At 65.0% G+C, this 18,804-nt stretch carries 19 protein-coding genes; 7 read left to right on the forward strand and 12 right to left on the reverse strand.

Going from position 1 to position 18,804, the window contains the following annotated elements:
* Positions 1 to 36 precede the first annotated feature (36 nt).
* The 3 genes from AB0P23_RS13550 to AB0P23_RS13560 all read right to left on the reverse strand — a co-directional run bounded on the left by AB0P23_RS13550 (position 37) and on the right by AB0P23_RS13560 (position 3,530).
* On the reverse strand, positions 37 to 720 hold the full coding sequence (locus AB0P23_RS13550; RefSeq protein WP_363797848.1) for a DUF4166 domain-containing protein: 684 nt from the start codon (positions 718 to 720) through the stop codon (positions 37 to 39).
* A 78-nt stretch (positions 721 to 798) separates the two neighbouring features.
* Positions 799 to 2,595 carry an ABC-F family ATP-binding cassette domain-containing protein gene (locus AB0P23_RS13555; protein WP_363797849.1) on the reverse strand — a complete coding sequence of 599 codons (1,797 nt, stop codon included), beginning with the start codon at positions 2,593 to 2,595 and terminating at the stop codon, positions 799 to 801.
* The gene (locus tag AB0P23_RS13560) at positions 2,595 to 3,530 is read right to left on the reverse strand and encodes a 4-(cytidine 5'-diphospho)-2-C-methyl-D-erythritol kinase (RefSeq protein ID WP_032371216.1); all 936 of its coding nucleotides are present in this window, start codon (positions 3,528 to 3,530) and stop codon (positions 2,595 to 2,597) included. Before AB0P23_RS13560 ends, AB0P23_RS13555 begins: the two co-directional genes overlap by 1 nt.
* Positions 3,531 to 3,711: 181 nt before the next feature.
* On the opposite strand from AB0P23_RS13560, the gene AB0P23_RS13565 reads away from it, so the two are divergent.
* On the forward strand, positions 3,712 to 4,701 hold the full coding sequence (locus tag AB0P23_RS13565) for a YafY family protein (protein WP_206498311.1): 990 nt from the start codon (positions 3,712 to 3,714) through the stop codon (positions 4,699 to 4,701).
* Positions 4,702 to 4,713: 12 nt separating this feature from the next.
* Complete coding sequence (locus tag AB0P23_RS13570) at positions 4,714 to 5,529, forward strand: DNA/RNA non-specific endonuclease (RefSeq protein ID WP_206498312.1); 816 nt, start codon at positions 4,714 to 4,716, stop codon at positions 5,527 to 5,529.
* Positions 5,530 to 5,539: 10 nt separating this feature from the next.
* On the opposite strand, the gene rsmA is transcribed toward AB0P23_RS13570, so the two are convergent.
* The 3 genes from rsmA to AB0P23_RS13585 form a co-directional block, all read right to left on the reverse strand.
* Positions 5,540 to 6,415 carry a 16S rRNA (adenine(1518)-N(6)/adenine(1519)-N(6))-dimethyltransferase RsmA gene (gene rsmA, locus AB0P23_RS13575; RefSeq protein WP_206498313.1) on the reverse strand — a complete coding sequence of 292 codons (876 nt, stop codon included), beginning with the start codon at positions 6,413 to 6,415 and terminating at the stop codon, positions 5,540 to 5,542.
* Between the two features lie 19 nt (positions 6,416 to 6,434).
* Positions 6,435 to 7,562, reverse strand: a complete 1,128-nt coding sequence (locus tag AB0P23_RS13580; RefSeq protein ID WP_363797852.1) for a transglycosylase family protein — start codon at positions 7,560 to 7,562, stop codon at positions 6,435 to 6,437.
* 102 nt (positions 7,563 to 7,664) lie between these two features.
* Positions 7,665 to 8,492: a TatD family hydrolase gene (locus AB0P23_RS13585; RefSeq protein ID WP_206498314.1), complete on the reverse strand. Its 828-nt coding sequence runs from the start codon at positions 8,490 to 8,492 to the stop codon at positions 7,665 to 7,667.
* A gap of 21 nt (positions 8,493 to 8,513) precedes the next feature.
* On the opposite strand from AB0P23_RS13585, the gene metG reads away from it, so the two are divergent.
* Positions 8,514 to 10,064 (forward strand): methionine--tRNA ligase, encoded by a 1,551-nt coding sequence (gene metG / locus AB0P23_RS13590; protein ID WP_032373032.1) that lies wholly within the window; start codon positions 8,514 to 8,516, stop codon positions 10,062 to 10,064.
* A 52-nt stretch (positions 10,065 to 10,116) separates the two neighbouring features.
* Here the strand turns inward: metG and AB0P23_RS13595 are convergent, their stop codons facing one another.
* On the reverse strand, positions 10,117 to 11,496 hold the full coding sequence (locus AB0P23_RS13595) for a wax ester/triacylglycerol synthase family O-acyltransferase (RefSeq protein WP_027496070.1): 1,380 nt from the start codon (positions 11,494 to 11,496) through the stop codon (positions 10,117 to 10,119).
* Positions 11,497 to 11,683: 187 nt separating this feature from the next.
* Between AB0P23_RS13595 and AB0P23_RS13600 the strand changes: the two genes are divergently transcribed.
* On the forward strand, positions 11,684 to 12,688 hold the full coding sequence (locus AB0P23_RS13600) for an alpha/beta hydrolase (RefSeq protein WP_052073517.1): 1,005 nt from the start codon (positions 11,684 to 11,686) through the stop codon (positions 12,686 to 12,688).
* A gap of 14 nt (positions 12,689 to 12,702) precedes the next feature.
* The gene (locus tag AB0P23_RS13605; RefSeq protein ID WP_027496068.1) at positions 12,703 to 13,131 is read left to right on the forward strand and encodes an SRPBCC family protein; all 429 of its coding nucleotides are present in this window, start codon (positions 12,703 to 12,705) and stop codon (positions 13,129 to 13,131) included.
* Between the two features lie 3 nt (positions 13,132 to 13,134).
* Here the strand turns inward: AB0P23_RS13605 and rsmI are convergent, their stop codons facing one another.
* Positions 13,135 to 13,959, reverse strand: coding sequence for a 16S rRNA (cytidine(1402)-2'-O)-methyltransferase (rsmI, locus tag AB0P23_RS13610; protein ID WP_363797853.1), 825 nt, complete (start codon positions 13,957 to 13,959; stop codon positions 13,135 to 13,137).
* A 107-nt stretch (positions 13,960 to 14,066) separates the two neighbouring features.
* On the opposite strand from rsmI, the gene AB0P23_RS13615 reads away from it, so the two are divergent.
* Positions 14,067 to 15,578 (forward strand): phospholipid carrier-dependent glycosyltransferase, encoded by a 1,512-nt coding sequence (locus tag AB0P23_RS13615; protein ID WP_363797887.1) that lies wholly within the window; start codon positions 14,067 to 14,069, stop codon positions 15,576 to 15,578.
* 24 nt (positions 15,579 to 15,602) lie between these two features.
* Here the strand turns inward: AB0P23_RS13615 and AB0P23_RS13620 are convergent, their stop codons facing one another.
* From AB0P23_RS13620 to AB0P23_RS13630, 3 genes are all read right to left on the reverse strand, one after another.
* The gene (locus AB0P23_RS13620; protein ID WP_363797855.1) at positions 15,603 to 16,025 is read right to left on the reverse strand and encodes a DoxX family protein; all 423 of its coding nucleotides are present in this window, start codon (positions 16,023 to 16,025) and stop codon (positions 15,603 to 15,605) included.
* Between the two features lie 69 nt (positions 16,026 to 16,094).
* Positions 16,095 to 16,463 carry a GntR family transcriptional regulator gene (locus tag AB0P23_RS13625; RefSeq protein WP_363797857.1) on the reverse strand — a complete coding sequence of 123 codons (369 nt, stop codon included), beginning with the start codon at positions 16,461 to 16,463 and terminating at the stop codon, positions 16,095 to 16,097.
* A gap of 7 nt (positions 16,464 to 16,470) precedes the next feature.
* On the reverse strand, positions 16,471 to 17,139 hold the full coding sequence (locus tag AB0P23_RS13630) for an SDR family oxidoreductase (protein WP_027496063.1): 669 nt from the start codon (positions 17,137 to 17,139) through the stop codon (positions 16,471 to 16,473).
* Positions 17,140 to 17,202: 63 nt separating this feature from the next.
* Between AB0P23_RS13630 and arsC the strand changes: the two genes are divergently transcribed.
* Entirely contained in the window at positions 17,203 to 17,550 is a 348-nt protein-coding gene (arsC, locus tag AB0P23_RS13635) for an arsenate reductase (glutaredoxin) (protein WP_032407574.1), read from the forward strand.
* Between the two features lie 13 nt (positions 17,551 to 17,563).
* On the opposite strand, the gene AB0P23_RS13640 is transcribed toward arsC, so the two are convergent.
* Positions 17,564 to 18,802, reverse strand: a complete 1,239-nt coding sequence (locus tag AB0P23_RS13640) for an arginine deiminase (protein WP_027496061.1) — start codon at positions 18,800 to 18,802, stop codon at positions 17,564 to 17,566.
* Between the last annotated feature and the right edge of the window lie 2 nt (positions 18,803 to 18,804).

An 18,804-nucleotide genomic window follows, 5' to 3' on the forward strand; every position in this document is an offset into this window, starting at 1 on the left:
CCTTTCACCTGCTTCGATCGACGCGTAACAGTAGCGCTATTCGCGTGATTCGATCGAGCGCGGCCGCGCGTCGGACGGTATGTCGGCGGGACGGCACTCGCGCTCCTCCGCGGTGAACCACCCGCGATACAGGAACAACTGGCCGAGCACCGGGCTCTTGACTTCGATCTCGATGCGGTGCCGTTCCTCAGCCGCGTCCCACCATTCCCGGCCGATCGTGACCGCAGAGGCCACCTTCGGCAACTTCGGCGCAATGAGACCGAGCAGAAACCGCGGCACCTCGCTCTCGAGCACCAACCCACCGTCGGAGTCGACCGCACACGTGGTGTGCACCACCATGTCCGACGAGAACCCCAGGTAGTCGAGCGCATATGCGTCGGATTCTGCCGACGACACCATCACCGAATTCATCCCCTGCGGACGCGCGGCGAACGCGAAGCGACGCACGAAAGACATTGTCTCGCGGCCCAATTCGTCGACGTACGCATAGTTGGCGATGGTGAAGGGCACATCCTTGCCCACGCCAGCAGGAAACAGGCCTCGCTTACGACCGGCCCACAGCAGCGGCGGAGGAACGAGACGCGAATGAGTCATCTCCTCCATCACACCGACCCCGAACTGAGCCCGATGATCCGAGGACTGCAAACCGAAACGCCATTGGACCTTGGGATGCAGACGAGCGAAATCCGAACCCATCACTTCTGCGACGACCGATGCCATGACCACAGTATGCGCTGCGCGCATGTGCATGAAACTTCGTAGCAGGTTACGAGTTACCACTCACATGGGCGAAGCCCTCTACTCCAGTTCGGCGGCCAATTCCATCCAGCGTTCCTCGGCGACGTCCTTGTCGGCGAGGACCTGCTTGAGTTCGGTGTCGAGGGCCACGAGCTTGTCCGGCGCAGCGGCAGCCTCGGCGAGTTCGGCGTGCAGTTCGGTCTCCCGCTTGGACAGGCGAATGACGAGCTTCTCGAGCTTGCTGAGTTCCTTACGGGCAGCCCGCTCCGAAGCCGCATCACGGGTTGCCTTCCGCGGCACCCCGCCGGTGGTCAACGAGTCGGGCGTCGCGTCGGCGGCGAGGACGGCCCGCCGGCGCAGGTAATCCTCGATGCCGCCGGGCAGGTTGGTGAGCTTGCCGTCACCGAACAGGGCCCACGTCGAGTCACAGATGCGCTCGATCAGGTACCGGTCGTGACTGATGACGACGAGCGTGCCCGCCCAGCCGTCCAGGATGTCCTCGAGCTGCTGCAGGGTGTCGATGTCCAGGTCGTTGGTCGGCTCGTCGAGCAACAGCACGTTCGGCTCGGCCATCAGGACTCGCGTCAACTGCAGGCGGCGGCGTTCGCCACCGGACAGGTCACCGACCGGCGTGCGCTGGCGAGCTGGGGTGAAGCCCAGCCTTTCCGCGAGCTGCCCGGCGGAAATCTCCTTGTCGCCCAACGTGATCCGCTCGGCCACCTCCTTGACCGCGTCGAGGACACGCAGCTTCTTGGGTAGGTCGTCCAATTCCTGCTTCAGCCACCCGATCTTGACGGTCTGGCCCTGGATGCGCTTGCCCGAAGCGGGCTGCAGTTCACCGGCGAGCGTACGCAGCATCGTCGTCTTACCCGAGCCGTTGACGCCGACGAGACCGACGCGCTCGCCGGGAGCCAGACGCCACGTGAAGTCCTTGACCAGCTCACGGCCGTCGGGAGTTTCCAGGCGCGCGTCCTCGAGTTCGATGACGACCTTGCCCAGACGGCGCTGTGCAAAGGAGGACAGCGCGACGGAGTCACGAGGCGGCGGTACGTCGGCAATCAATGCCTCGGCGGCCTCGATGCGGTATTTGGGCTTGGACGTTCGCGCGGGAGCACCGCGGCGCAGCCATGCGAGTTCCTTGCGGGCGAGGTTGCGACGCCGCTCCTCGGATGCGTCGGCCTGACGGGAGCGCTCTGCACGCGCGAAAACCCAATCGTTGTAGCCACCCTCGTAGGTTTCGATGCCACCCCCGACGACCTCCCACGTCTGATTGGCGACGGTGTCGAGGAACCACCGATCGTGCGTGACGACCAGTAGCGCGCTCCGACGGCTCACCAGGTGTGCGGCCAGCCACTGCACGCCCTCGACGTCGAGGTGGTTGGTGGGCTCGTCGAGCACCAACAGATCCAGATCCTGAACGAGGGCTGCTGCCAACGCGACTCGTCGGCGCTCGCCACCGGAGAGGTTGTCGATCGGCGCGTCCAGTCCGGAGCTGCCGGCCGGACCCAGATCGGCAATACCGATGCCGGTCAGGATGTTTCGTACCCGCGAATCGCCGGCCCACTCGTGCTCGGCCATCCCGAGCGGATCGAGTACCACCTGACCGACCGTCGACCCGGGCGGCAACACACCACGCTGAGTGACGACGGCCATCCGCAGTCCGTTGACGCGGCTGACGCGTCCCGAATCGGGGGGTTCGATGCCGGCGAGAACCTCGAGGGTGGTGGTCTTGCCACCGCCGTTGAGGCCGACCATGCCGATGCGTTCGCCCTCCTGCACACCGAGGGAGACGCCGTCGAGCAGAGGCTTGACGCCGAAGGACTTACTGACGTTTTCGAGATTGACGAGATTGACCATCAGGAAAAACCATTCGATTCACTAGTGACCACACGAGCACCGGGAACCGGTCCACTCGCAACACGGACGGTGCGGCACACGCCTGCACCGGACAATTCAGCGCTCACCGACACCGCCGCATCGGCGTCGGCGCACAGGAACGCACACGTGGGGCCCGAGCCGGACACGATGCCCGCCAACGCACCCGCAGTGACACCCGCTCTCAGTGTGCGACGCAACTGCGGCATCAGCGAGACCGCAGCGGCCTGCAGATCGTTGCCCAACAGCGGGGCGAGGGCCCGCGCATCACCCGACGCGAGGGCATGCATCAGATCCTCGGTTCCGCCGAGCCTGGGCGGATCGCCCTTGGCCCGCAACTGATCGAGCTCGCCGTACACGGCAGGGGTCTGCAGACCACCCTTCGCCAACGCCAGAACCCAATGAAAGTTGTTACGCGAGAGCACCGGAAGCAACTTCTCACCGCGGCCGGTGCCGACGGCAGTACCGCCGTGCAACGAGAACGGCACATCGCTACCGAGCTCGGCCGCCACCTCGTCGAGCTCGTCACGCGAGAGCTCCAGATGCCACATCGCGTTGAGCGCAACCAACGTCGCGGCAGCATCCGCACTACCGCCCGCCATGCCACCGGCCACCGGAATGCCCTTGTCGATGGTGATCTCCACCGACGGCTCGCGCCCGACCCGACGGCCCAACAGCTCGGCGGCCTTCCAGACCAGGTTCCGCGAATCCGTCGGAACGACCTTCGCGTCGTCGCCGCGCACCCGAACCGACAACGCCTTCGCCGGAACGACCGACAACTCGTCGGAGAGAGACAGCGCCTGGAACACCGTCGTCAACTCGTGAAAGCCGTCGGGACGCAGGTCACCGACCGAAAGATGCAGATTCACCTTCGACGGGGCCCGAACGACAACGGGCGTGGGAACGACAGACAGCACGTTTAACCACAGTAGTGGAGAAACATGGGCCGGGTTCACCATCAGACGGCCCACCTGGGGGTACTCAATGTCACGTTCGGTGGACTTTTCGGGGGTCAATGTCACGTTGAGTGGACTTCGGTGGCGGCAAGAGAGCGCAAAGAGGACCGAAGGTGTCCGCATTCGGTGGCATTGTGTGGATATGAAGGAAACCTCGGCCCGGCTGTTGCGGCTGTTGTCGCTTCTGCAGACCCGGCGCGATTGGGCGGGTGCAGAGCTGGCGGAACGGCTCGACGTGACGCCTCGCACGCTGCGGCGCGATGTCGACAAGTTGCGCGATATCGGTTATCCGGTCAATGCGACGCCGGGTGTCGGCGGCGGCTATCAGTTGGGGCCGGGTGCCGAGATGCCCCCGCTATTGCTCGACGACGACGAGGCGTTGGCGGTGGCGTTCGGTTTGCAGTCGGCGGCCGGTGGGTCGGTGGCAGGGATCGGCGAGGCGTCGTTGCGTGCGTTGACGAAGCTGCGGCAGGTGATGCCGTCGCGCATCCGGCATCGGCTCGATGCCCTCCGTATCGACGTGGTGGAGCACACCCCGCGGTCTGCGGTGGATGCGGCGGTGTTGTCGACGGTGGCTGCGGTGTGTCACGGTCACGAGCGACTGCGATTCGACTACCGCAAGCACGACGGTTCCGAGTCTCGGCGCGAGGTGGAGCCCTACAGCTTGGTTCGGGCGGGAGCGCGGTGGTATCTGCTGGGTTGGGATGTGCTGCGCCAGGATTGGCGATCGTATCGAGTGGATCGCCTGATTCCGAAGATCCCGACGGGTCCTCGGTTCACCCCGCGAGAGTTGCCTGCAGGCGGGGCGGCGGCGTTCGTCTCGAAGGGAATCGACCGCGCGTTCACCCAGGTTCGGGCGCGCATTCGCTTGCATGCGCCGATCGAGACGATCGCCCCGATGGTCGACGAGCACTGGGGCACTCTCGAATCCATCGACGACACCTCGTGTGCGGTGGTGCTCTCGGGAGACTCACTGCCGTCGATCGCCCGCTGGCTCGCGGCCTTCGACACCGACTTCACCGTGCTCGACCCGCCGGAGCTGAAAGAGGAATGCCGCGTGGTCGCCGCGCGTCACGCGGCCCTCGAACGGAGATACCTCGCCGCGGTTCACCCTCCGGTAACCGACGCGTGAGTCAATGGGTCCATGACGACCCCACTCGGTTTCGACCCGACCTTCCTGGCCGACATCGACGTTCCGCTGCCGGGTCGAGCAGGCCTGGTGGTTCTTCCGTACACGCATTTCTCGGTGTCCATGGATCCTGCCCGACGCCTCGCCGCGGTCACCGGCGTGAACATCGACGGCTCGAGCCTGAAAGACGTGGAGCGAGGCGATGATTGGCGTCTGGACGAGCGGCTCCCGGCAGCGCAGCAGGCGGGGAACGAGTTGTACTCGAACAACGACCTCGACCGTGGGCATCTCGTTCGCCGACGAGATCCGGTGTGGGACGAGCTGTCGGTCGCGACGCGCGCCAATGCGGATACCTTCCACTACACGGTGTGCGCTCCGCAGACGGCCACTCTGAACCAATCGAAAACTCTGTGGCTGGGGCTCGAGGATTACGTACTGGGCCATGCCGAGCAGTACGGGCAACGACTCTCGGTGTTCAGTGGCTGCATCTTCGCCGACGACGATCCGATCTACCGAGGCATTGCCATACCGCGTCGCTTCTTCAAGATTGCCGCGTGGTCCCAGGGTTCGGCACCGGCGTGCACCGGATACGTGCTCGATCAGTCGCCGTCACTCGACCCGATTCTCGACAAGCCGCTTCGGGTCGAGACCGATCCCCCACCGCTCGGCCCGTACCGCACGTATCAGGTTCCGGTAGCAGACATCGCGTCGGCGACCGGCTTGGAGCTGGGAAGTCTCACCGAGGCCGACCGGTACGCACCTGTCGCAGCGGCACGCGCCGAGGCGTCGAAGTGGACCGAACTGACGCGACTGTCGGACATTCACCTGTAAGGACGAGACGTCAGGCCTCGGTAGCCGCCAGGCGAACGAACGCTGCCGCGTCGATCGTTTCGCCGCGGGCAGTGGGATCGATTCCGGCCTCGCGAAGTCTGCGCTCCGCGGCGACGGGTGAACCGGCCCACCCCGCGAGGGCGGCCCGTAAAGTCTTGCGGCGCTGGGCGAATGCGGCGTCGATGACGGCGAATACCGACTTCCGGTGCACGGTATCGATCGGCCACGGCGGCTCGGCGTATCGATCGATGCGCACCAGCCCCGATTCCACTTTGGGAACCGGCCAGAACACCGAACGGCCTACTGCCCCGGCCCGTTTGACGTCACCGAAGAATCGGGCCTTGACGCTGGGAATGCCGTAGATCTTGCTTCCCGGTACCGCGGCGAGGCGATCGGCAACCTCGGCCTGGACCATCACCACGGCCACCCGCAGGCTGGGTAGCTCCGAGAACAGGTGAATGAGCACAGGCACCGCGACGTTGTACGGCAGGTTCGCCACCAATGCCGTCGGGTGTCCCGGAATGTCCTCGGCCCGTACGCGCAACGCGTCGGCTTCGATGACCGTCAACCGTTCGGCAAGGCTGGGGGCGCGGTCGGCCACAGTGATGGGCAAGCGGGTCGCGAGCTTGGGGTCGATCTCGACCGCGACAACGGCGTCGGCCACATCGAGCAGAGCGAGAGTCAACGATCCGAGGCCGGGACCGACTTCGAGGACGGTGTCCTGAGGTCCGACACCGGCGGAGGCGACGATGCGTCGCACGGTGTTGGCGTCGTGCACGAAGTTCTGGCCGAGTTGTTTGGTGGGACGCACGTCGAGCTCGGCAGCGAGAGAGCGGACTTCGGCAGGACCGAGCAGAGCCGCAGCTCCCCTCACATGTTCGGACACGGCGGGAACTCTACGGGAACTAGCGGTAACCCAGACGCGAGGTGCATGCCGGCCATGCGCCCCAGCCCTGCGACTTCTGCGTCACCGATGCGATGGCGATCTGTTCTTCGCGGGTGGCGAGGTCGGCGCGCGGTGCGTATTTCAGGCCGCCCTGGCGTTCCCAGGTGTTCTGGTCGAATTGCACGCCGCCATAGAAACCGTTGCCGGTGTTGATGGCCCAGTTGCCGGTTGCCTCGCATTGAGCAAGCGCGTCCCAGATCGCACCGTTCTCCACGGGTGGGACCTCGGTGCCGGGCTTGGCTCCGACTCGAACGGTCTTCGGCTGCGCCGGCACCTTGACCACTTCGTCGATCTTCTCGCGCCCGGCCTCGACCCCGTTGACCATGTTGATCTTCCAGGTGATGTCGGAGACGCCGGGAGCGCCAGGGTTCTCGACGACGGTCTTGCTCATGTTCATCGTCGGATCTTCGATGCGCTGTTCCGGGGCATCGGTGTCGGTGGTCTCGGTCTTGGTGACGGTCCGGTCGCGCGTGACGACGATCTCGGCACCGTCGGTGACGGCGGCATCCGGATCCGGCGACACGGTGTCGGCCTCTTCCAATGGCTTGCCCGCTGCTTCGAGGAATTCGCGCACGGTCGGAGCGGCGAGCGTCACCGGCGTTGCCGGACTGCCTCCGTCGACCAGCGAGACCTGCTTGGGCAGGGCCACGTCCAGTTCGGTGCCGTCGAGGGGCAACCGCTCGGAGCGAGACGCCGACACGTGGACGTCCTCGGCGAGGCCCGTCTGCTGCAGAGCTTCCTCGACCGTCAACGCAGTGGTCCAGATCTCCTCCGGCTTGCCGTCGACGTTCAGCGTGATCTCGCGAGCGCGGCGCAGCACGACGGTGTCGCCGTCACTCAGCCCGGAGTCGGGCGCGGGAACGACCAGATCCTTGTCCGACGGCGTGTAGCCGGCATCGACGAGAGCGCTGTTGACGTCGGTCTTCATCGTGCTCAGCGAAATCATGTCGCCGTCGACGTCGATGGTCACGGTTTTGTGACGGCTCACCGCCATCACGCCCCCGGCGACCAGCGACATCAACAGGGCCGCGATGACCAGGTAGAGCGTGGTCGAACGAGCGGAGTTGAGACGTCTGATAGTCGACAAGTTTCGTATTCCTGGCGGTTGCAAGCGTGACTTCGGGGTCGAAACGCCCGAGTTCGGTCACGGTACGGTAACGAATTAGTACCTCCGCCGCAACCCAAGGAGCTACAGCCCGTACACCCGCTCGGCATTCGCCGTGGCATGCGCCGCCAGTTCGGCCGGGTCCTGGCCACGAACCTCGGCCAGCGCCCGGGCGGTGTACGGCAGGCAGTACGGCTCGTTGGGTGCACCGCGAAACGGATGCGGAGTGAGAAACGGAGCATCCGTTTCCACCAGCACCAACTCGTCGGGCACCAACACTGCGGCCTCACGCAGCGCATGCGCGTTCTTGAAACTGACCGTCCCCGAGAAGCTGAGAACGTAACCGGCGTCGGCGCAGGCCTTGGCGGTCTCGGGCCCGCCGGAGAAGCAGTGGAAGATCACCGTCTCCGGAGCGCCCTCGGCGACCAGGACCGCGAGCAGATCCTCGTCGGCCTCGCGGTTGTGAATCATCAGCGGCTTCCCGAGGCGCTTGGCGAGATCGATGTGCCAGCGAAATCCCTCGTGCTGCTCCGGGACCGTCGCACAGTCGTCGAGCTTGCCGGGCCAGTAGTAGTCCAGACCCGTTTCGCCGATGGCGACGACGCGGGGATCGGCCGCGAGTCGTTCGATCTCGGCCTTCGCTGCGTCGTCGAGCGCATTCGCGCGGGTGGGATGGATCGCGACCGCCGCCCACACCCGTGGATCCCAGGATGCAGCGTCGACGGCGAAGCGCGCAGCGTCGAGGTCGTCGGCGATCGTGACCACCCGGGTGACCCCCACCGACTCGGCGCGATCGACGATCGCGGCCACGCTCGCGGCATCGGTCGCTCCGCAGGCATCGAGGTGGGTGTGGGCGTCGACGAGGGTGCCGACGGCATCGGGCAGCGGTGGCGCGGGACGTTCTCTACTCACGCTGGATAGAGTAGGCGCACCATGACTGCGCCAGCTGATGCCTCACGGCCACCCTTCTACGTCACCACGGCAATCGCGTACCCCAACGGAGCACCTCACATCGGGCACGCGTACGAATACATCGCCACCGACACGATCGCGCGCTTCAAGCGCCTCGATGGCTACGACGTGCGTTTTCTGACGGGAACCGACGAGCACGGCCTCAAGATGCAGCAGACCGCGCAGAACGAGGGCATCGACGTCCGCGAGCTCGCGGCGCGCAATTCCGACGCCTTCCAGGCGGCGCACGATCTGCTGCAGAGCTCGTACGGCCGCTTCATCCGCACCACCGATGCCGACCACCATGCCGCCAGCCAGGAACTGTGGCGACGGATGGAGGCGAACGGCGACATCTACCTCGACTCCTACTCCGGCTGGTACTCGGTCCGCGACGAGGCGTTCTACACCGAGGCCGAGACCACCCTGACCGAGGACGGGTCCCGCGTCGCGACCGAGACGAACACGCCCGTCGAATGGACCGAGGAGTCGTCGTACTTCTTCCGGCTCTCGCAGTACCAGGACAAACTGCTCGAGATGTACGACGCGTCGCCCGATTTCATCGCGCCGAACACGCGCCGCAACGAGATCGTGAACTTCGTCAAGGGCGGTCTGCGCGACCTGTCGATCTCCCGAACCACATTCGACTGGGGTGTGCCGGTACCCGGCGATCCCGCGCACGTCATGTACGTGTGGGTCGACGCGTTGACCAACTACCTGACCGGTGCGGGTTTCCCTGAGACCGACTCGGAGGCGTATCGGAAGTTCTGGCCCGCCGATCTGCACGTCATCGGCAAGGACATCACGAGGTTCCACACCGTCTACTGGCCGGCGTTCCTGATGTCCGCAGGCATCGAGCTACCCAAGCGGGTGTTCGTGCACGGGTTCTTGAATGTCAAGGGCGAGAAGATGTCCAAGTCTCTGGGCAACGTGCTGACCCCCGACTCGTTGGTGGAGAACTACGGCCTCGATCCGGTGCGCTTCTTCTTCCTCCGCGAGGTCTCGTTCGGGCAGGACGGCAGCTACAGCCACGAGGCGATCGTCGCCCGCGTCAATGCCGACCTGTCCAACGAACTGGGCAACCTCGCGCAGCGTTCGCTGACGATGGTGGCGAAGAACCTCGAAGGACAGCTCCCGACACCGGGTGCATTCACCGCCGAGGACGAGGCGATGCTGGCCCGCGCGGACGCGCTGCTGGAGATCTGCCGACGCGAATTCGATGTGCAGGCAATCCATTCCGCGCTCGAAGCGATCTGGTCGGTACTCGGCGAGACCAACCGCTACTTCTCGCTGCAGCAGCCATGGGTGCTGCGTAAGACCGACCCCGATCGCATGGCCACGGTGCTGTACGTGACGATAGAGGTGTTGCGCATCGTGAGCATCCTGGCCCAGCCCGTCATGCCCGATTCCGCGTCGCGCATTCTCGACCTGCTCGGGGCGTCGAACCGCGAATTCGCCGACATCGCAACACGTTCGGTTCCCGGCACCGCTCTCCCGGCCCCGACGCCGGTGTTCCCCAAGTACGAGGAGAAGTAAGCCCATGTGAGTGGAACTTCGTAGCCCACTACGCGGTTCCACTCACGTGGGGCTACGCCGCCTTTTCGAGCTCCTCCAACGTGTTCTCCAGATGCGTGAGCATCCGCTGCAGGTGCGGCACACTGCGTCGGCACCCGATGAGCCCGAAGTTCAACGAATCGCCGTTGCTGGCGACGGTGATGTTGAGCGCTTGCCCGTCGCACACGATGGACGCCGGGTAGATGCCATCGAGTTTCGCGCCGTTCCAGTAGAGGTCTTCTTTGGAACCCGGCACGTTGGAGATGATCACGTTGAACGGCGGTGGGGTGTAGTCGACGAATCCCGGCACCGGCCCGAACAACAACGGGGCCATGGTGATTGCACCGACGGCAAGCGCTTCGAGGGTGTTGAGCTCCCCCATCATCTGCTTACCCCGAACAGTGGACTCCTTGATGCGTTCGAGGCGAAGCAGTGGATCGGATTCGTCGGTCCCCAGGTTGCACAGAATGGTCGTCACGGAGTTACCGGCGTCCTTGCTGTCGCCCTCCTTGCGCAGCGAGACCGGCACCATGGCAATCAGTGGCTCTTCGGGGAGCGCGTTCTGATCGATGAGGTAGGCACGCAGCGCACCGGCGCACATCGCGAGCACCATGTCGTTCAGCGTTGCATCGAGAGCGGTACCGACCTTACGAATTCGCTCGATCGACCAGCTCTCCGCCGCGAAGCGTCGAGCGCCGCCGATGGGCACGTTGAACATTGTCCGCGGTGCCCGCAGCGGTAGCTGTGCGCCTTCTTTCTTCAACGCGCGCAACCCTATTCGCGCGGAGGCAGGGGCGAAGTCCACCAGGTCGCCGGCAATCTTGCGTCCCATGGACAGGCCGCTGCCCAGTTGCGCCAGCCGCCCGGGCTCGGCCTTGTCGACCTTCTTTCTGCCGCGACCGAACAACGACGGGTCCCAGGTCGCCACTCCGCTGCGATCCTCGGGGTCCGTCGAGAGTGTGCGCTGCATGAGCTTCAGCGCGCTGACGCCGTCGACCAGCGAGTGATGCACCTTGGTGTACAACGCAACTCGGCCGTCGGCCAGACCCTCGATGATGTGCAGTTCCCACATCGGCCGGTAGCGATCGAGCGGGGCACTGTGATTGAGCGAGAGAAACTGGAACAGCTCGCGGATGCGTCCCGGCGAGGGCAAGACAGCGCGCCTGACGTGGTACTCGAAGTCGACGTCCTGATCGAAAGCCCACGCGAGAGTTCCCATGATCTGCACCGGGCGGGCCGGCCGCTTGCGGAACAGCTCGTGCACTTCACCAGTGGTGAACTTGCGATGCACTTCCTGTGCGAACTCGTGCGGATCGCCGGGCGGTACGAACAACTCCAGTCCGCCCACGTGCATCGGGTGCTCCCGCGATTCGGCGATCAGAAACATCGATTCGGTGATGGGCATGAGTGCCATGAGCTGTCCTTTTTCCATTTGTTTTATGTCACGGTACGGCACCGAATGTGACTCAGAACACGACCTTACGTGCGCTCACGAAATCCCACCCGCTATTGTCCGTTACCAGGGGTTCCAAACAGAACGGGGATCCGACGCACGGCGCACACGCGCCCTGCAACAGCCAACGGGGATGGAGGCGACGGCTATGAATCCGGCGCTCACCGTAGTGAAAACGTCCGACGCGGCAGCCACTGCGCGCCGCCGCGATATCCGCGGAGCAAGTCTGCAGTCGCAGATCCTGTCCAAGTACCTGCAGTTCACCGTGCGCCCGTTCCTGACGGTGTGGGCGCAGGCACCGTCACTGCCGTGGCCGATGGGTTTGGTCGATTACGCGGGTCTGCTCGTCCCCCAGATCAGCGGCACCACCCGCAGTCGCGTCATGCTCTCCGAATGCGAGGCCGAGTGGATTCGGGCCGAGGGCAGCGGAACCGATCGTGTCGTTCTGTACATGCACGGCGGCGCGTTCGTGTGCTGCGGACTGAGAACGCACCGGCGGATGACCTCGCGGGTCTCCAAGAGCGTCGACGGCCCGGTGCTGTCGGTGAACTACCGCATGATGCCGCGCAACCCGATCGCGCACGCCGTCGAGGACGGAGTCGACGCCTATCGCTTCCTCCTCGATTCCGGCTATCGCCCGGATCAGATCATCATGGGCGGGGATTCGGCGGGCGGATATCTCGCTTTCATGGTCACCTTGGCTCTGCGTACCGTCGGCCTTCCGGCACCTGCCGGCATCTTCACGATGTCGCCGCTGACCGACATGGATCCCACCGGCAAGCTGACTCACGAGAACGCCAAGAAGTGTTCGGTGTTTCCGTCCAACGCTGTTCCCGCACTGACCGCCCTCGCCGATCGGGTCGACGCACGGATCGTCATCGAAGGTGAACGCGGCCCTCGGGTCTCACCGGTCGACGGTGATCTCGCTGGCCTGCCGCCGGTGCTGATCCAGGTCGGATCGACCGAAATGGTCTATGCCGACGCCGAACTCATGGCGGAGCGCCTCGCCGTCGCCGGCGTCGACTGCGAACTCCAGGTCTTCGAGGATCAGGTGCACGTGTTCCAGGCCGCCGATTTCGTTCCCGAAGCGCGTCGCGCACTACGCGCCATCGGCGAGTTCGCCCGTAACGTCAGCCCCAGTACAGAAAGCTGAGATACCTTCTCCCCATGGCAGTCACAGTGAACAAGTCCGTCGACATCGAGGCGGACGCAGCGACAATTCTCGACGTCCTCGCCGACGTCGAAGGCATCCCCTCGTGGTCTCCCGTGCACAAGAAGTGCGAGGTGGTCGACCGCTTCGACGACGGTCGGCCGAACCACGTCAAGATGAAGGTCTCGATCATCGGTATCAACGACGAGCAGCTGGTCCAGTACACCTGGAGCGAGAACGAGGTGTCGTGGAGCTTGGTGGAGAGCACCCAGCAGAAGGCCCAGGAAGGCCGATACACGTTGACGCCCAAGGGCAACGGGACGCACGTCGAATTCGAGCTGACCGTCGACCCGAAGGCTCCCCTGCCCGGCTTCCTGGTCAAGAAGGGCACCAAGACCATTCTCGAAGCAGCGACCGAAGGGCTACGCCAGCACGTGGTGGGCTGAGCGTCACTGATCCTTGCGGGCGGCGAGAACGGCCTCGTACACCTCGCGCTTGGACACGCCTGCGACGGCCACCTGAGCGCAGGCGTCCTTCAATCGCATGCCCGACGCCACGAGCGATTCCACCTCGGCCACGAGATCCTCGGGTTCCTCGGCGACGGCGACCGCTCCTTCGAGTACGACGGTGATCTCACCGCGCACTCCGTCACGTGCCCAGTCGAGCAGCTCCCCCAGTCCGCCGCGGCGGACCTCCTCGTAGGTCTTGGTGAGCTCTCGGCACACCGCAGCGCGGCGGTCGGGGCCGAGAACGTGCACCGCGTCCTCGAGACACGCGACGAGCCGATGCGGGGCCTCGAAGAAGACGATGGCACGCGGTTCGGCGAGCACCGACTGGAAATACGTGCGCCGCTGTCCCTGCTTGCGCGGGGCGAATCCGTCGAAGCAGAAGCGCTCCACCGGCAGCCCCGACAGTGCGAGGGCGGCCGTGACGGCCGACGGTCCGGGCAGGCAGGTCACCGGCAGGTCGGCGTCGACGCAGGCCGCGACCAACCGGTAGCCCGGATCGCTCACCGACGGCATGCCCGCGTCGGTCACCAGCAGTACGGTCTTTCCCTCGGCGACGGCCTCGACCAGTGCGGGTAGCCGCGCCGTTTCGACCTGGTCGTAGAAACTGACGACCCTGCCCCCGATCGTCACGCCGAGGGAGGACGCCAGTTGTTTGGTGCGTCGGGTGTCTTCGGCGGCCACGACATCGGCACTACCGAGGGCATCACGCAGGCGCTGCGAGGCATCTCCGACGTCGCCCATCGGGGTAGCAGCAAGGATGAGCATGTCTCCAGTGTCTCCCATGCGGTGCAGCGGCCTGCCGCCCACTCCGGAACACCGCCTACGATCGGTACGTGACCTTGCTGACCTCTGAGCGCTCCGGCGACCGGTCGATGGTCAGTCCCGGGCCCACTGTTGCCGCGCGCGACTGGTTCCACGACACCGAAGTACGACGCGGCTGGATCGTCACCCTCGTCGTCACCGCCATCTGTGCGATCACCCGCTTCACGATGTTGCGGTACCCCACCGACGCCGGAACGCCGGTGTTCGACGAGAAGCACTACGCACCGCAGGGTTATCAGGTGCTCACCGGCGGCGGGCTCGAGGACAATCCGGCCTACGGACTGGTGGTGCACCCGCCGGTCGGCAAGCAGCTGATCGCCGTCGGCGAGGCGTTGTTCGGCTACAACGGTTGGGGATGGCGTTTTTCGTCCGCGGTCGCCGGAACGCTGTTGGTACTGCTGGTGATTCGCATCGTCCGACGCCTCACCCACTCGACGCTCATCGGTGCGATCGCAGGCATTCTGCTCATCGTCGACGGTGTGACGTTCGTCAGCAGCCGCATCGGCATGCTGGACATCTTTCTGGTTTTGTTCGTCACCGCTGCTCTGGGTTGCCTGGTCGTCGACCGCGACGACGTGCGAAAGCGACTGTGGACGGTGCGAGCCGAGGGCCGCATGGACGTCAGCGATCTCGGCCCGCGAATGGGTGTGCGGTGGTGGCGTTTCGGGGCCGGCGTCATGCTGGGTCTCGCATGTGGCACCAAGTGGTCGGGTCTGTATTTCATCGCGTTCTTCGGCTTGCTGAGCGTGGCGTTCGACCTGGCTGCTCGTCGCTCGTACGGGGTTCGCCGACCGTGGCGGGGAACTGCGGTGCGCGACATCGGACCCGCGCTGTACGCGCTGGTGATCGTTCCGATCGCCGTGTACCTGATGACGTACTGGGCGTGGTTCACCTCCGAGACCGGTGTCGACCGACACGAGGTGGGCAACGGAATCGGATTCGGCGGACCGTTCTCCTTCGTCCCCGGCGCCCTGCGGTCGCTCTGGTACTACAGCGGCAGTGTGCTCGATTTCCATGAGGGACTGACCAATTCGGCAGGCAATCGGCACCCGTGGGAATCCAAGCCGTGGACGTGGCCGATGGGCCTACGCCCCATGCTGTACTACTTCGCCGACGGCGAGAGCGTGTCGGGTTGCTCGGCGTCGTCGTGCGTGAAGGCGATCATGCTGATCGGCACGCCCGCGATGTGGTGGTTGGCCTTGCCGATGCTCGCCTGGACGCTGTGGTCCGTTCTCGTACGACGAGATTGGCGCTACGCCACGGTTCTCGTCGGTTACGGTGCCGCACTGTTGCCCTGGTTCGCGACCCTCGACCGGCAGATGTACTACTTCTATGCGGTGGCGCTCGCGCCGTTCATGGTGATGGGCTTCGCGCTGGTACTGGGCGACATCATCGGAAAAGCCAGCGCCTCGGCCGAGAGACGCGGCACCGGACTGCTTCTGGTGTGCCTGTACATCGCGGTGGTGATCGCCAACTTCGTGTGGCTGTGGCCGATCCTCACCGCGATGCCGATCACCCCGCAGATGTGGCAGGAACAATTGTGGTTACCGAGTTGGCGCTGAGCGCCCCACTCGGCTCGCTACCGACTACTGCAGAATTGCGGTCTTGCCCTTGGTGATTCCGTCGATGCTGATGCGACCGGCACCGAACGCCGCGAGTATCAGTGCGCCGACGCCGAGGGCGACGACGAGCTCGTAGCCGTTTTCGGTGGCGAACACCCCGTTCTCGAAGTGGACGAGGAATGCAGCTCCCAACATGTCGGCGAACAGCAGCAGACCGGCGATCGGGGTGAAGATGCCGAGAACCAATGCGCCGCCGCCGATGAGCTCGACGAACGTTGCGAAGTAGGCAGACGCCGTGGGTACCGGAATGTTCATCGCCTCGAAGCTGGCAGCAGTGCCGTCGAGGCCGAAGGTGTTGAGCTTCTGCCACCCGTGGGCGATGAAGACGACTCCCAGGCCGATACGGGCTACGAGGGCGACGGCGTCACGGACGAGTGTTGAGTTCATTGATAGGCATCCTTCTGGCGCGGCTGAATGGGCAGCACCACCCTGACAGAAGGAGGTTGAAGCGTCAACTTACCGGCCGCCTGCCCCTTTCAGAGCAGCTTCGAGAAACGTTCGCGTCTGGTCGTCGTCGAGACCGATAGATCTGACGGCCCGGACGAATTCCGTTGCGGCCCTGGCTGCGATGTCCCGTGACGGATCACCGCCGGACGCCACGAACGATCCGGACCTACCCCGCGTCTCGATGATTCCCTGCTGTTCGAGCTCCCGGTAGGTCTTCGCCACCGTGTTCGGCGCGATCTTCAGCTCTTCGGCAAGCCCACGTACCGTGGGGATCTTTGTGCCAGCGATGAGATCCCCGGACCGCACCGATCCCAGAATCTGCATCCGCAATTGCTCGAACACCGGGGTCGTGTTCGACGGATCGATGCTTACGCGCACGATCGCCTCATCGAACCGCGTCGACAGCGTCGGCGATGGACGTCGATCCGGATGTGAGCATCAGCGTTTTGCCGATGGCACTGCCGGTGTCGATCAGACGGGCGACGACCGCTGCCACGTCGGCACGGGTCACCTCGCCGGGGTCGAGTGGAGGCTCGGTGAGCGAAACCGAGTCCGTCGCATCCTCGTCGGTCAGCTTGCCGGGGCGAAGAACGGTCCAGTCCAAGCCCGCGCGGGACGAAACATCTTCTTCTGCAGCAGTTTTGGCCCGGATGTATGCTTTCCATCCCTCGTCGAGGTCGTCCGCGACCGGCTCACCGGCCCCGAAGGAACTGATCAGCACGTAGCGGCGAACGCCGGCCTTCTCGGCGGCATCGGCCAACAACACCGCACCGGCCCGGTCGACGGTGTCCTTGCGCTCGGGACCGCTGTTGGGACCTGCACCGGCCGCGAACACCACTGCGTCGGCACCGGAGAGAACGTCGGCCAACTCGTCGACGGACGCAGACTCCAGATCGATGACCTGCGGCAGCGCACCGAGGGCCGTGACGGCATCGACGTGATCGCTGTTGCGAATGAGCGACACAGCGCGGTCACCGTGCGCCGTGAGAACCTGCGTGAGATGTTGGGCGATCTGGCCGTGCCCACCTGCAATGACAATGCGCTTGTCGGTCATGCGACTACTCCCGTTCCTGACGTGATCTGTCGCGTTGGCTACCCGCGTGACAGGATTGCAAACATGACCCGGGCCGCAACCATCTATCACAACCCACGCTGCAACACCTCCCGCACCGTTCTGAAGATGATCGAGGATGCGGGCATCGTCCCCCAGGTCGTCAAGTACCTCGAGACGCCGCCGACCGAAGACGAACTCCGCACGCTGCTCGCCGACGCGGGACTCGCACCACGTCAGGCTGTTCGCACCCGCGAGAGCATCTACAAAGAACTCGAACTGGCGGTGGCCGACGACGAGACCTTGATCGCGGCGATGGCGGCGCACCCCATTCTGATCGAACGCCCGATCGTGGTCACCGACAAGGGAACCGTGCTGGCTCGCCCCTCCGACAAGGTCCTCGCCGTCCTGTAGAAACGCCTGTCCGTCAGAGCCTTTCGCGCGACACCGGGCACGACATACACCGAGGGCCACCCCGGCCCGAGCCCAACTCGGACCCGGAGATTCGCAACACCTCGATGCCCGACGCCTCGAGTCGCGCATTGGTCTCGACGTTGCGCTCGTAGGCGACGACCACCCCCGGGGAGATCGCGAGGGTGTTGTTGCCGTCGTCCCATTGCTCGCGTTCGGCGGTCACATGATCGAGTCCGGTGTCGATCAACCGGAGTTTGCCGATTCCCATCGCATCGGCAGCGGCTTCGAGGAACGGGTCGGCGCCGCGAATACTGACGCCGGCATCCTCGCGGTGAATCGTGAACGCGGACAACGTGTCCTGAATAGCCGGATACATCACGACCGCGTCGGTGTCGACCATGGTGCAGACGGTGTCCAGATGCATGGACGCACGCTCCTGCGCGATCGGCACCACCAACACGCTGTGCGCCAGATCGTCCTCGAAGAGACTGCGTGCCAACGCTTCTGCGCCCGCAGGGGTGGTGCGCTCCCCCACACCCACCGCGACCACTCCAGGAGCGAGCAGCAACACGTCACCGCCTTCGACCGGAGCGGTACGGGATTCGTACGCACGTCGCACGCCTTTGAACATGGGATGGAATGCGTAGATCAAGTCGGTCAGCGACGTTTCCCGTACTCGCGCAGGCAAGGCGAGGGAGGTGATCGCCACTCGGTTGTCGATCCAGAACGACGAGTCACGGGTGAACAGCAGATTGGGCAGCGGATCGATGACGAAGTCGCCCCCGTGATGCATGCGGCGAACCAGCGAGGCACCACTGGGCTCGGCCTCACCGGACTCGGCTTCGAGCAACTCGTCGAACGTCATTCCCGCCATCAGGATCTGAGCCAGTTCGGCTGCCGGGATACCGCGCAGGTACTGGGCGAGATCCTCGGCGAGAGCCCGTCCGAGCCGCCGAGCGTCGACGGCAGCCGAGATGCCCTGCATCCGAGCGGCACCGCTGACCGTCATCGCTTCGGTGAGGAGTTCGCCCAGCAGCAGCACCGTCACGCCGCGGCTGCGCAGCAGCTCCGCGAACGCATCGTGCTCGTCCTGTGCCCGGTCCACCCACGGCAATCCGTCGAACAGCAGTTGGTCGTTGTTTCTCGGAGTCAGGCGCCGCAGCTCGTCGCCCGGGCGGTGCAGCATCACAGTGCGGAGCACACCTACCTCGGAATTGGCTCCCAACGGGCCCGCAGCGGAGTCGACGCTCATGA

This window comes from Rhodococcus sp. NPDC077669 (assembly GCF_040686915.1).
In the GTDB taxonomy this organism is placed as follows: domain Bacteria; phylum Actinomycetota; class Actinomycetes; order Mycobacteriales; family Mycobacteriaceae; genus Rhodococcoides; species Rhodococcoides fascians.